This is a genomic window from Anaerocolumna aminovalerica (assembly GCF_900115365.1).
Lineage (GTDB): Bacteria > Bacillota > Clostridia > Lachnospirales > Lachnospiraceae > Anaerocolumna > Anaerocolumna aminovalerica.
Genome location: NZ_FOWD01000009.1, coordinates 48,268 through 62,446 on the forward strand (window position 1 = coordinate 48,268; position 14,179 = coordinate 62,446).

Consider the following 14,179-nt stretch of genomic DNA (forward strand, 5'->3'; position numbering starts at 1 on the left):
GTTTTAAACTTTTTTTAGAATTATAACCAGTAAAATAAAAGCTTTTTTATAGTTTTTGAAATCGATACTCATAATAGTTATGTATCCTAAAAAGGAATGATTCCAAGGTATAGATATGACATGTTCTAGGCGGAATATCAAAGACTAAATGACTCTTTCTCTATTTTCTAATTCTATTGTATTTATTCGTAAAAAGATATTAGCTAATTTTAACCGACTCATTTTCCGTTTTAAATACAATTAACTTACTAAATACATAATTTAGGACTAACACTACAAATTGAATTAATATCTTTGAAATAAAATCATTAAATTGAAGTAAATTTACAAAAATAAAAACTCCAATAACTTCTATTAGCATAGTTGAAATTCTTGCACTAATAAATTTTATAAACTCATAAAATTTCTCTTTTAAATTATTACAATTAGATTCAAATACAAATTTTGAATTAACTGTATAAGCAAATAAAATAGCTATTATTATAGAAATTATATTAGCTTTATTTACATTCATCTTAACAAAAGTACGAAATACAAAATAACTACAAAGATTTACAAGTGTAGTTAATCCACCAAAAATTATATACCTGATAATTCTATTATTATAAATATGTATTAGAAATTTTTTATTCATTCTATTCTTCACTTTCATCTATACTTTTTAAATTCTTTGTTTCTTTAATAATATAAATAGGTCTATTCTTGATTTCTGCAAATATTATCGCAATGTATTCACCTATAATACCAATTATTATGAACATTAAAGAAAACATAAAACACAGAACAACTATTATTGTTGCGTATCCGCTAGGTGCATTATAGACCAATTTAGTATATATAGTATAAATCATTAAAATAAATCCGATGATTGCTACAATTAAACCAGAAAAAATACCCAACTTTAAAGGTAAATCTGAAAAACTAAGTAGTGCATTAATTGAGAAATTAACAAGCTTTTTAATACTATATTTACTTTCACCAGCTCTTCTATCATTTGCTTCATATTCAATTACTATTTTATTAAAGCCTATAATTTGAACATAGCCTCTTAAAAATCTCATTCTTTCTCTGTATTCTTTTTTTAGTACATTAGCAGCATTACTAGCTATTGCAAAAAAATCAGATGCATTATTCTCAAATTTAACTGGAGACATCATATTTAGGATTTTATAGAACATTGTTGATGTGATGTTTTTTAATAATCCTGCATCTTGATTCTTTGTTCTAACCATACTAATTACTTCATACCCTTCATTGAACTTTTCAATTATTTTTGGTATAAGTTCTGGGGGATGCTGTAAATCTGCATCCATACATACCACTCCGTCACCAGAACTATAATCTATTCCTGCAATCATAGCTGCTTCATGTCCAAAATTTTTTGAGAAACTAATAACTTTAACTTTATTATCCTTATTAACAATTTCATTTAATAAAGCCAAGCTATTATCATGGCTTCCATCATTAACAAATATTATTTCAAAATCCCAACAACATTGTTCTAATACATTTTTTGTTTCTATGTAAAAATCATTAAGAACCTTTTCTTCATTGTATACTGAGACAATTACTGAAATTTTCTTCATGTCAGTATCATCCTTTCATCTAATTTGTTTAAAAATTTTTAAATATTACTTTACTATTTATTAGCATTTTTATTTTCTAAAATAATATTATTGATTATTATATCTTCTTCTTGATTATTCATAACTCTTATTTCTAAAGCTATAACATCTTGTTCCAAAGTAAATTCATAATTAATTAAATTACTATCTATATATATTTCATTGTGTTGAACAGTATTTTTTCCATTTTCATAACACACATCATAATTTGCTTTATCTAAATTTACACCCTTTATAGATACCATATATGTTCCTTTACTTAAAGATATATATGGTCCAAATGAAACTCCATTATTTCTTAATTTTCTCCCATTTTCTGTATCATCTCCATTTATTAAATATTCATTATCTTTTAATCCAATACTGTATTTACTATTTTTATTTAGTTTTTGAAAATTTTTATATTTACCTGTTTCACTAAGTTTATCTTCACACCCAACAATAATGTTATCAATTTTATAGAAGTTTATGTTTTCACTATCTATTAAGCTAAAAGGTACTGATTTGAATATATATAAAGCATTATTATTTATATTTCCATTAATTAAATCATTCCATTGCTTATATCTATACTCAGAAATTTTTTTTGAATCTCTTCTACCTATGTAAAAATCATTCATAACCATATTGTTATCAATTGCATATTCTCCCAAATCAAAAATTGTATCTATATCGAAGTAGGATGATAAAATTTCACTATTACCTTCACCTTCGATAGGTATAAAAATTATTTCATTATGATCTTTTGAAAGTTCTTCCCAAGCATCTGAATTTAACTTTGATGTATACTCTATTTTATTTGAAAACCTAAGATTTAGATTTTTAATCACAGGTGAAATATCAATTAATTGTAATATACAACAAATCACTAATATTACAGGCATATTTTTTGAATGATTATTTATAACATTTACTATTAATAAAATCATAAGAATATACATAATTGGCCACATAAATCTTCCTGAAGCTCTAAATATACTTAATACAGAGTTTATAAAACTAGGTAGTGGAATATTAACAATTATTTTATCATTAATTGTTATAGTAGGGCTAAGTGCAAAAATAAAAAATACAAACATGATACTTATACATAAAACTAAATCAATATTATTTTTTATCCAATTCTTAAAATTGATTTTCATATCAAATTTATCAATTATATCAACAATTGCAATTAATAATAAAATAATTACACCTATTCCTAGATATGCATATCCTTCATATTGACCACTTGTAGCTAAAGGTAATTGTAAGAGAAATTTAGAAGTTAATTGTGAATTAAATAAAGTATTAATATTAGCACTATATATACCTAATCCGCCTTGTATAATATCAGAATTTCCATAAAACGCTCCAAGTAGATACATTATTACCAATGCAATTGTAATAGATGATAGCATTACAATGATAGATTCTTTTATTCTCTTATTTTCAATATAATCTTTAATATAATAAAAGAACATAATTGCAACAATCATAGGAACAAAATACATATGAATGCTAACCGCTAAAGATAACAAGATAGACCAACTAATAATATTTTTTTTAAATGAATTAAAGTATTCTTTATATACGTAAATTGCTATTGCACACAATATAATCCAATGTCCTGCAAGGGCAGAGTGTGCAAACATTCTTTGCAAAACAACAGGAGAATAGATAAAGAATAATGAAGAAATAATTGGAATTATATTACTTTTGGTAAACTTTTTAATAATGATTGCAGAAATTCCTCCCTGTAACATAAATGAGACAGCTCCCCAAATTCCAAAATACTGGAACGTCTCAGGCAGTATTGGTGACATAACTTTAAAAATTACAGCAAATAGAGGTATTGAATCAGTATAGATGATAGAAAATTTGCTTGGATAAGCTAATCCTTCTATCAGTCCTATAGGAAAAGACCAATTAGATTCACGGTAATATCTCCACCCTAAATAGTGCTGAGAAATATCTCCTCCTCTCATTAGCCAATCATCGTACTGTACATTCAATACATTATAGCCATATATACCAATAAATGAAATCAATCCAAGAATTGCTCCACACGCAAATATAAATATTAGATTTTTTTTATCTATTTTTTCCATATATTTCCTCCACTAACATTTTGAACTTTGCTACCTAGCACCCAGTAATATTAAGCTATGGCACTTTGAAACATAATTCCACCTAGCAAATCTTTCTGACGAATTGCTCTGAACAAAATTATTAAACCAATATATCTTTTCTAGGGAGCATTCTCATCCCATCCAGTAAAAACACAAGTAATGGAAATTCCACTCAGGTGACATTTTATCACTTACTGTGCAGTATCATAAAATTAAAATCGTCTGAGTGATAAGTGGAAAATCCCCCTCTAGAGAGGATTCTATTTATATCATTTAATTTTCCGTCGAAAAGGATAATGAGTATTTTTATTATTATAGGTGGATCTTTCATCATGCTTAACGCTATGCGAATGGCTAGACTATCATATTAAGCTATCAGCGTTGTAATTAAAAATTTATTATTTCTTTTCACTTCATTATAATTACGAGAAAGAATTGCTATAGTATAATTTCTATCAGAAAGTATACTTTTACTGGAATTTGACACCATGTATGGGTTTCAACTATGATATCCCCTTGTGTTGAACGATTTCCTGACGAAAAACTGAGAAGCGGAGGCTCCAGCAATATATCCCGCTAGATCACTGATTTCATCGTGAAATTTCTTTATGAATACCTTATCGTCATGAAGATATTCATTTCTCAAAATCCAAATAATTATTTCTTTATACTAGTACCTTCTAATCTATATTTCATACTCTTCATAATAAAAAATCATAAATAGATTTAGCAACTTTTTCTGGTATACAAAAATCTTTTACATATTTTTTAGCATTATAAACAAGGACATCCAAATTGCTTTGAATTATTTCATCGAGTTTATCACATAGTTCATCTATTGAGATTTTAACTGGTACCTTAATTACTGAATTATTTGGTATTTCACTAAACCAACCTATATTAGTAACCACACACGGTATTCCAATATCCATACACTGAATTAGTGTAGCTGAAGACTCACCATTATAAGGATAACGTAGATTTAATATAATACTACACGAATTTATAGCTTTGAAAAAATCTTTATTATTTATAAATCCTGTTTTATGTATATAATCATCTAATAGATAATCAACGTAATTTCCTTCACCAATCATTACATAATGTATTTTTTCATTATGTGTATCGTTATATTTTTTTATAGCCAAACAAGCTAACTCATTTTGCTTTGTTTCAGCAATAAACCCAACTGAACCTATTATTTTTTCGTTTTTACCTATTCCTAATTTATTATGTAAGAACAATTTATCATCAAAGTTTTCAGTTTCACATTTAACTAGGTGGATTACCAAAGTATTAATTCCTGAATAATTTTTTTTAATTATATTGTTTGTGTACTCAGAATGAACAATCACTCCTTTAGCTTTCTCTATAACTTCTTTATTCATTGGCAATAAAGATGCTATTTGTTTATGTCGTAGTAAATCATTATTATCATAATTCTTAAGGCTGTTTTTTACAATTTGTATTCCATAGCATCCTTCAATTTCATAAATTTTTTGAAAAAGCATGTTTTTATTAGCATAATACCCTACAAATAAATAGTATAATATATAGTCATGTAAAATTACATAACCTGGATATTTTTGAATCATATCATACATATATCCATGATATTCAGGGTTGTTACCAAAATTATATATAATGTAATTGTATTCATCATATTTTATTTCTTTGTTATACTGTATCACTCTATATTTTTTATTTACTTCATTATTCTCAATTTTATAGTTATCAATAACTAAAGTAATTTCAAAATATACCGCTAAACCACTAATAAGAGCTTCACTGTATTCACTAATTCCACTTTTTTTAGGCCAAAAAGGACTAACATAAAGTAATGACGGCTTCTCCATTACATCCTCCTTATTGAAGTAGTTTGTCAATGACATAATCCCAATCAATATGCTTATTTTTCAAAGATTCGTACCCTTCTTTACCCATTTTTTTTGCTTTATTACGGTCAAAAAATAGTTCATCAATCTTTTCTGCTAGAATTTTGGCATCTTCATCAATTATATAACCATTCTCGCCGTCAATAACAAATTCTAATGGTCCTCCTGCATCTTTGTGAACAATGACTGGCTTTTTTGAAAAGAAGCTTTCTAATGTTATATATCCATAATCCTCATCATATGCCCCAAAATATACACCTAAACACTTTGCGTAATAATCTATTTTTTCTTCCTCTGAAATATAATCAACCATTTTTACTTTATCTTTTAAATTATATTTATTAATAAGATTACTTATATAGTCAAGTTCATTTTTACTTCCTGAACCAGCTATGACAATTTTAGCATCTGATTTAATATACCTAGCGGACTCCACTAGTAAGCGTTGTCGCTTCATCGGATCAATTCTACTTGCATAAAAAATATAGTTTCCATAAGCATCGCAATGCATTTTTTCATAATTCAAAGGAGGATGGTATAAAGTCTCACTCTCTATCCCATTATATTTCATTAATCGCTTTGATGTATTATTTGCAATAGTATATATCTTTTTTGCCTCTGCAATATATTTATTATCATGTTTAATAATCATATTTTTAACAAACTCACCGTTAGGCATGTTTTGCAGATCTCCATATTTAGTATTCCATAAATCATAGGCCTGTCTATGTTGGTGCATTAACCATAAAATTTTATTATCATGTTTTACATAATAAGCTGGAAATTTCATTGCAATTACTCGATCTATCTTTTCTCCATTTACTTCTGATAAATCCATAGTTCTACCCATGAACATACAATCTAAAAGCGTAGAAGAAGGATACCACTTAAATGGAATTGATATGATATCAGCTTTATGCCCTCTCTTTTTTAATTCCTCACACAACATATTAGTAAGAATTTCTGCTCCGCCTTTAATAAAGGGGACCTGTACTGTAGCAATGGCTATTTTCACACTTCCACCCCCATACTTTCTCTTAATATATTTTTAAATATTATTAAAATCTCCATATATGTAAACCTATCATTAAAGTTTTTAACACCATTATCACGTATGTATTTATTGTACTGTTCATTCTCATATAACACATGAATGGCAGCAGCATATTCCTTTACATTATCCCCTAAAACAATTTGGTTTTTCCCTATTGTTTCAGGAACTGCACTTGTTCTACGCGCAATGATAGGTAGCTGAAAATACTGTGCCTCAGGTATAGGTACGCAAAATCCTTCATGTTCACTAGCACAAATGAAAAAATCACTTCCTAGATAATATGATATAAGTGTTGCATCATTAATTTCACCTATAAACTCTACATATTGATTAAGACCATAATTATTAATTTTGTTGTTTATTAGCTGATTATATCCAGGCAAACCTTCATCAAATTTACCAATAATCCGAAGTTTAATATTAGTACCATAATTTATACAATAACTGTGTAATACATCTAGCAAAAATAAATGGCCTTTATTTGGTGCAACCCTACCTACAAATAGCAAATTAATATTTCTATCATATAAGAGTGCTTTTAATACTTCTTCATCTGGTATACCAGCTGCCCAATTTTCGATTTTATTAAAAGGTGGGCAAATAGCAATTCTGTTTTTATCTACATTTTTTATATCTTCAGCATTATAGTAGGAATCTACTAACCAAAACGCATTTTTTAGTTCTTCCGCAAATCTGATTGTTTGTTTACGACCCTTATCACATTGCTCATAATGGAATTCATTATATGGTTTAAAAAACTCTGGTGGAGTAATATTATGGTATCTTATAATAAGTTTACATTTACATTTTCTAAGTAGTTCTTCTCCATATTCCCAATTAACACTGTGATGATAGATAACTAAGTTATCTTTATCACATAGTACTTCTTCTAATTCGCTCTCATTTATATATTCTAATTTATCATTAAATCTATTTAGGGCAAAAGCTTTACAATCATGTTTTTCCCTCAAGATATTAAACATAACTTCTATATCATTACCTATAGCATCATGCTTTGTAATAGTTTGGTGCATTAATACAATTTTCATTATCTCTTCACCGCCAATACTGAATATGCTTGTTCCATATTAAATCTAAATATAATATCCTTTATAGGATCATCCTCACTGTATTCGTAAGGAATAAATTCTAATGGATATAATAATATCTTTTCCTCTACAGTTAATCCACTTTCATTAACTAGAAATGCTAAAAGTTCAGGTGGTATAGGCTTTTTATGGGTGGGATCCATGTTAAAATAATAGGTTGAAGTTAATATATTTTGAGGATTAGGAGTTTCAACAATAAGCACACCACCACTTTTCAGGACTCTCTTACATTCACTTAACAGTTCAATTAACTCGATCATATCTAAATGCTCTACCATGTGTAATGATGATAATATGTCCACTGAATTATCATCTAATCTTTTTAAATATGAAAATGCATCTATTTCCTCAATATTAATATTAGGTAAAATTTCTTTTACCTTTTTTACAACAGAAGAATTACTATCTACACCTTTAGCATGAAATCCATTATCATTTAGAAGTTCAACCCATTCACATTCTCCACATCCTAAATCAATTACAATTAACTCTTTCTTATTTCGATTTCTAAACCAATTATTTAACTTATCAATATAAATAATTGATCGTTTTTTAACTTCTTCGCGAGAATCTGGCATAACAACTTCATTATATCGGAGATAAAACCTATCAATAATATCTTTTTCATATTTTAATTTACTATTCTGCTTTTCTTCGAATATGACGCTTTCAAGTTTGAAATGCTCAATCTCTTTAGTCCTATCATTAATACTTTCTATATCTTGCTTAATAGAGTTAGTACTATTCCTAAATTGATTTAAATCTTTTTCAATATTCAAAGAACGAGTATTTAATAGTCTAATTTGATTATATATATCATCGAATCCTAGCTGGAAGTTTCTTAATCTCTTAGTTAATAAACAAATATTAACCAAGAATTGGATAATGAATCCTAATATAGGGATTTTGTAAATCCCTCTTTTTGCATATATAAATGCTTTCTTTTTCCAAATACCAACTACTTTAATATTTTTTGATTTTCCTTCATCTGATTTTATAAAAAAATTTATTAAATCTATTTTATCTGTACCTGATTTTCTTAAGAATTGAAGTGCATTATTTTTTCCTTCAATATCAGCTTCTCTGAATAAAACACTCCGATAAAGTGCATCAATAAATTCTTCATCTTCAAATTTGAGCAACTCGTTACCATCAATAATTTTTTTATTATAAAAACTATCTAGCTTTATTCTAAGCCTTGGTCTAATGTTTTTATCGTATATTGATAATTTTCTAAGCCTGTTATCTATTTTTTTTAGTAATTTTATTTTCTTTGATTCACTATTAGAAATTACTTGAACATAGTTCTTTTTTTCAATAAACTTATCACCAGTCACCATATTCTCAGCTTGTTCTGTAATATCATTTATAATTTTACTTATTGATATTTCTTCAAACTTATCTTCGATATCAAGATCAGACAGGACTTTAATAGATTTTCGAATCTCATCAATAACTTTATCTAAATCAATATTTTCCATAATAATCTCCCTTAATTGATATCCCATTCATGATCTAATCTAGTAACACCTATATCTGATTGTACTGAATAGACCCTAAAACTTTTTACGTCTTTTAGATAATCATAAGCAAAACCTTCTTTTGTATGAATTGCAACATCTAATAGGTATTCCCCTTCTAATAAGTTATTTTTTGAGATACTAAATCTAATACTTCCTTCTTCCTTTAAAGTAACATTATCTATACTATCTGTACTTGTATTAGTACCATAGCAGTGTATACCATCATTTCTAAAAATACCTATTCCGATAACAGGGTTAACAGTTTCATTATTCATTTTATATTTAATAATAATATCCATTAAATCACCAGTTCTATATACGTATTTTTCATTTCCTAAATTATCGCATATCTTAACCTCATTAATTTCAATATCTTTATTACCCCATCTGTTTATACTTGTTATCTCTAATGGAGTATTTCCTTCATTTGTATCTTCTGCTTGTTCTTCAATTATCTGATCATTATTTTTTGATTCTATTTTCTTTGAACTTTCTATCACCTGATGCCTTTTTTCACCCATAAATTCCATATAAATTGGATGTACTTCTCTTGGCTTTCCTACTTCTCTTATAACTCCTTGATCTATCCATATAGATTTATCACATATTTGCTCAATTTGCCCCAATGAGTGTGATACTATTACAATGGTTGTCCCATTTTTCTTTATTTCCCTTAATTTATCAAAACACTTGCTCTGGAAACTTGCATCACCAACAGCTAATATTTCATCTATTAGAAGTACATCAGCGTCTACATTAATTGCTACTGAAAAAGCTAGTCGCATATACATACCGGATGAATAAGTTCTGACAGGATTATCAATAAATTCTTCAAGTTCAGAAAAAGAAATTATATCGTTTAATCTTCTGTCTATTTCTTTTTTAGTTAATCCAAAGATAGATGCATTTGTGTAAATGTTTTCTTTACCACTCATGTCAGGATGAAATCCTGCTCCTAATTCAATTAAACTTGAGACCCTGCCTTTAATATTAATATTACCTTTATCTGGATACATGATTTTAGTCATCAATTTTAGCAAAGTACTTTTACCAGAACCATTTTCTCCAATAAGACCTAGTGCTTCCCCTTTATCAACTTCAAAAGAAATTCCTTTCAGTACCTTTCTTATTTCATAGTGATTTCTATTTTTAAACAGTAATCTTTCTTTAAGACTTTGTCCTTTATCAAAATATACTTTAAAGTTTTTTTCAACATTCTTTACACTAATAACACTCACTATAATTCCTCCGCAAAATGTCTCTTTAATTTTCCAAAAACAGCAAATCCAATAACAAGAGTAACAACCCCGAGTAAGAATCCATTCAATAAAGTATTTATGTGAGATATTGTACCATAATATAAAATGTCTCTGTAAGCTGTTATTATAGGTGTCATAGGATTTAACATAAATATTTTTCTTAAATTTTCAGGTACCATCTCTATGGGATACATGATGGGAGTTAAGTACATCCAAGCCATTGTAACAATTCCTAATATGTGTTCCAAATCTCTAAAGTACACTGTTACGGCAGAAGCAATCATTGCAAAACCTAATGCTAATATGTATTCAACAAACATTATAATTGGTAGGCATAAAAGCCCTAACAATTTTATATGAACGCCTGAAAACGCAACCACAATAAATATGATAACAAAACTAAAAAGCATATTAACAAAACAACTAGTTACATATGAAATTGGAATCACTTCTCTGGGAAAATATATCTTTTTTATTAAATCCTGTTGAGAATGGATCGATGCCGAACCTCCAGTGATAGATGTTTGAAAAAATATCCAAGGAACTAAAGCAACAAATAAATATAAATAAAATTTATCTATTCCTGCTCTTAATATTATTGAAAAAACAATTGTATAAATAACAAGTTGTAATAAGGGATTTATAAAAGTCCATAAGAATCCCAAGACAGATCCTTTATATCTACCACGCAAGTCTTTTCTTACCAGGCTATATATCATTTGTCTATAATCATATAATTCTTTTAATATTTGCATTGCATATTTTACCTCAATTTTCAATATGTTTAATAAAAACTAAAAATATAATACTATTTTAACCCATTAAAAACGTTTCTTAATATTTCTGCTGAAACATCCCAAGTGAATGCTTTTGATTTTTGTATTCCTCTTAGTGATAATTCTAACCTTTTTTCCTTATTATTAATTAGATACTCCATACCATTTTTTATGCTTTCTATAGAAAATGGATTCACTTGAATTCCTGCATCACCTACTACCTCCGGCAAAGATGATACATTTGAAACTAATACAGGTGTACCACATGCCATTGCTTCTAATGGAGGCATTCCAAATCCTTCATAAATTGATGGAAATAAGAAAATTTCTGCTCCTTTCATTAAAATAGGAGCATCTTTTTCGTCTACATAGCCTGTAAATACAATTTTTTCTTCCAAATTTAAAGTTTTTACAGTTTTAAAGATACTTTCATACATCCAACCTTTTCTTCCTGCTAAAACTAGTTTAGGCAAGTTTTTTTTCTCCTCAGAAAGCTTTCCGTAAGCTCGAATTAATCTTTCAATATTCTTTCTTGGCTCTAAAGTACCAAGATATAAAATATAAGGGCTATCTATATTATATTTTTCAACTACCTTATTAACTGCATCTACACTATAATTGGGGTGATATATAGAGAAATCCACTCCACAAGGCATAACTGTTATTTTATCCTTAGGTATACCTAAATATTTTATAATCTCCTTTTTACTAAATTCTGAAATTGTTATTATATGATCTGCCCTTTGGCATGACTTTTCCAGTGCCAGATTTAGCAGATGTCTTGTTCTATTTCTTACTGTCTCAGGATAAGTTTTATATGTCATGTCATATATAATTGCTATTTTTTTTCCTCTTACTCCTGGAGGAATTAAGTAATTAAAAAACATTGTAATATCTGTATTCTTACCAAAGAACAATGAATATGGTACAGGAAAGAAGCTCCACATCATTCTATAGAATACATCGTGGAACCATGTACATTTCTTAATTTTAAACCCTAAACTCATATATTTTTCTACGTTTTGTAATTGTTCTGAATTGTATCCAAGAGTAAAACAATTGAGCTGATATACGAAACCATCATATTGAGCTATATTCTTTAATAAGTTTTCTGTACACCAACCAATCCCTGTTTTTTCTCCTTTCATTAACAATTGAACATCAAATGCTATCTTCAACATAATATCCTATCTTTTCATTTATGATTAATAATTCGACAAATTATATTATACCTTACCTAAAATATATTAACAATATAATTTTGTTATATTTGGTTTTTTACCAAATAATAATCTTAATTAGCAACAATAATAGTAATCTCATAGTTACTGGACAATCAAAAGTTCAATCACTTTAAGAATGGGTTTCTGCTTCTCATGAATAAATCGTGTTATGCATAAATAAGACTTTTTAGCCATAATGCGAAAAATATTTTACCTTAAATACTTAGCAACTGTTGCTTCTGATACAATTTCTTTCGACGGTGTCCTCAAATAGCGAAATATTCCCACCTGCATTTCTTCTGAAAAATTCAATGATATAAGTTATATGATACCCATTGCTATGCAGCTAACTTGGACATAACCTTCAATCGTCTTCACTGTTAACTCTATATGTTTCTGTTCTTTTTGGTCTGTTACCGTATCAATTGGTGTGATTTCTCCTTTTTGAGATAACGTTTCAGCTTAGCATGGATTTACTCTAAAAATAGTAACAAAATCCACCAATTACCTGCTTGAGCTTACGAAAGGTTAACTAAAATAGTTTGTTTTAATTTTGTTTTAATTTTATTATAAAACAATATAACTAAAGATGATAATAATACCATTGAAATAAATAGAGTTGATATTTTATTAAACCTAGTAAGAGGAAGCTTAATCTTGCTAATTAATTGAACCATTATTGTACCCATTTGTGTATGTACATAATATATACCTAAGCTTTCTTTATCAATAAAACTTATAAATTTACTTCTTTTAAACCATTTTTCTATATAATCATTACAACAAACTGATAAAACGTATAAAAAAATTACAGTTACAGTTGATACAACAAGATATGACCAAATATGACTCGTTATGAACCAAGCACCAACATACGTATCATACTTAAAAATTATATACACTTGACCATTTAGTACAAAGTATATTGCTATAAACATAACAATTACTTTATTTTTTCGTATAAACGAATCAATAGCAACATGATATTTTCCAAATACAGCTCCAAGATAAAAATAAAATATATATTTTGAAGCTTGTGATATTGAATAAAAGTTAGGCATATTATAAAGGCTAGTTTTTAAATAAATAAATATCAATGTCATTCCAACTATTGGAATTAATATATTGGAATAACGTGTTTTAAAAAGTTTACTTATTGGGTAAAACATTATTATTACCCAATAAAGCATTAATAGGAACCATAAATATTCAACATTTCCTAATAATAAATCTTTACCCTTCTCAAAAATCGTAGAAATTGAAAGCTTCATATCTTGACTAATAAATATATGTGCAGGAAGTATCCAAAATAATGATACAATAAAAGTTGGAATTATTAATCGTTTAAATTTATTTGTAACAACTGTTAAGAATTTGCAATTATTTCGAATTTGTGAATCCATAAAAAGAAATCCCGAAATAAAAACAAACAATGGCATATTATATGAATAAACAACTTTATATACATTAAGCATTATATGGCTTTCATACATTAATGTATGTCCTAAAACTACGCTTATTGTGGCAAAAACTCTTAAAAATGCAATATTATAATACTTAGGCTTATTCATTTTCTACCTCTTTCATTGATTTTATATTAAAAA

The 14,179-nt window shown here is 27.4% G+C and carries 11 protein-coding genes; all 11 read right to left on the reverse strand.

Annotated elements, in window-relative coordinates; all coding sequences use genetic code 11:
* Positions 1–199 precede the first annotated feature (199 nt).
* Positions 200–634, reverse strand: a complete 435-nt coding sequence (locus BM183_RS06940) for a GtrA family protein (RefSeq protein ID WP_091685577.1) — start codon at positions 632–634, stop codon at positions 200–202.
* A 1-nt stretch (position 635) separates the two neighbouring features.
* The gene (locus BM183_RS06945; protein WP_091685578.1) at positions 636–1,586 is read right to left on the reverse strand and encodes a glycosyltransferase family 2 protein; all 951 of its coding nucleotides are present in this window, start codon (positions 1,584–1,586) and stop codon (positions 636–638) included.
* Positions 1,587–1,639: 53 nt separating this feature from the next.
* Positions 1,640–3,715: a DUF6311 domain-containing protein gene (locus BM183_RS06950; protein WP_091685580.1), complete on the reverse strand. Its 2,076-nt coding sequence runs from the start codon at positions 3,713–3,715 to the stop codon at positions 1,640–1,642.
* Between the two features lie 722 nt (positions 3,716–4,437).
* Positions 4,438–5,592, reverse strand: a complete 1,155-nt coding sequence (locus BM183_RS06955; RefSeq protein ID WP_170847914.1) for a glycosyltransferase — start codon at positions 5,590–5,592, stop codon at positions 4,438–4,440.
* Positions 5,593–5,602: 10 nt separating this feature from the next.
* A complete protein-coding gene (locus tag BM183_RS06960; protein ID WP_170847915.1) occupies positions 5,603–6,646 on the reverse strand; it encodes a glycosyltransferase family 4 protein in 1,044 nt (347 codons plus the stop codon).
* Complete coding sequence (locus BM183_RS06965; protein ID WP_091685583.1) at positions 6,643–7,734, reverse strand: glycosyltransferase family 4 protein; 1,092 nt, start codon at positions 7,732–7,734, stop codon at positions 6,643–6,645. The genes BM183_RS06960 and BM183_RS06965 overlap by 4 nt, the downstream gene beginning before the upstream one ends.
* Entirely contained in the window at positions 7,734–9,275 is a 1,542-nt protein-coding gene (locus BM183_RS06970) for a methyltransferase domain-containing protein (protein ID WP_170847916.1), read from the reverse strand. Before BM183_RS06970 ends, BM183_RS06965 begins: the two co-directional genes overlap by 1 nt.
* An 11-nt stretch (positions 9,276–9,286) precedes the next feature.
* A complete protein-coding gene (locus BM183_RS06975) occupies positions 9,287–10,555 on the reverse strand; it encodes an ABC transporter ATP-binding protein (protein ID WP_091685586.1) in 1,269 nt (422 codons plus the stop codon).
* On the reverse strand, positions 10,555–11,331 hold the full coding sequence (locus BM183_RS06980; RefSeq protein WP_091685588.1) for an ABC transporter permease: 777 nt from the start codon (positions 11,329–11,331) through the stop codon (positions 10,555–10,557). The genes BM183_RS06975 and BM183_RS06980 overlap by 1 nt, the downstream gene beginning before the upstream one ends.
* Positions 11,332–11,384: 53 nt before the next feature.
* Positions 11,385–12,533 (reverse strand): glycosyltransferase family 4 protein, encoded by a 1,149-nt coding sequence (locus tag BM183_RS06985; RefSeq protein WP_242960904.1) that lies wholly within the window; start codon positions 12,531–12,533, stop codon positions 11,385–11,387.
* 560 nt (positions 12,534–13,093) lie between these two features.
* Positions 13,094–14,146 carry an acyltransferase family protein gene (locus BM183_RS06990; protein ID WP_091685591.1) on the reverse strand — a complete coding sequence of 351 codons (1,053 nt, stop codon included), beginning with the start codon at positions 14,144–14,146 and terminating at the stop codon, positions 13,094–13,096.
* Positions 14,147–14,179: the final 33 nt, after the last annotated feature.

Excerpts from the sequence above, each read along its gene's own strand:
- BM183_RS06940 (WP_091685577.1), bottom strand. The coding sequence starts at position 634 with ATGAATAAAAAATTTCTAATACATATTTATAATAATAGAATTATCAGG.
- BM183_RS06945 (WP_091685578.1), bottom strand. The coding sequence starts at position 1,586 with ATGAAGAAAATTTCAGTAATTGTCTCAGTATACAATGAAGAAAAGGTT.
- BM183_RS06950 (WP_091685580.1), bottom strand. The coding sequence starts at position 3,715 with ATGGAAAAAATAGATAAAAAAAATCTAATATTTATATTTGCGTGTGGA.
- BM183_RS06955 (WP_170847914.1), bottom strand. The coding sequence starts at position 5,592 with ATGGAGAAGCCGTCATTACTTTATGTTAGTCCTTTTTGGCCTAAAAAA.
- BM183_RS06965 (WP_091685583.1), bottom strand. The coding sequence starts at position 7,734 with ATGAAAATTGTATTAATGCACCAAACTATTACAAAGCATGATGCTATA.
- BM183_RS06970 (WP_170847916.1), bottom strand. The coding sequence starts at position 9,275 with ATGGAAAATATTGATTTAGATAAAGTTATTGATGAGATTCGAAAATCT.
- BM183_RS06980 (WP_091685588.1), bottom strand. The coding sequence starts at position 11,331 with ATGCAAATATTAAAAGAATTATATGATTATAGACAAATGATATATAGC.
- BM183_RS06985 (WP_242960904.1), bottom strand. The coding sequence starts at position 12,533 with ATGTTGAAGATAGCATTTGATGTTCAATTGTTAATGAAAGGAGAAAAA.
- BM183_RS06990 (WP_091685591.1), bottom strand. The coding sequence starts at position 14,146 with ATGAATAAGCCTAAGTATTATAATATTGCATTTTTAAGAGTTTTTGCC.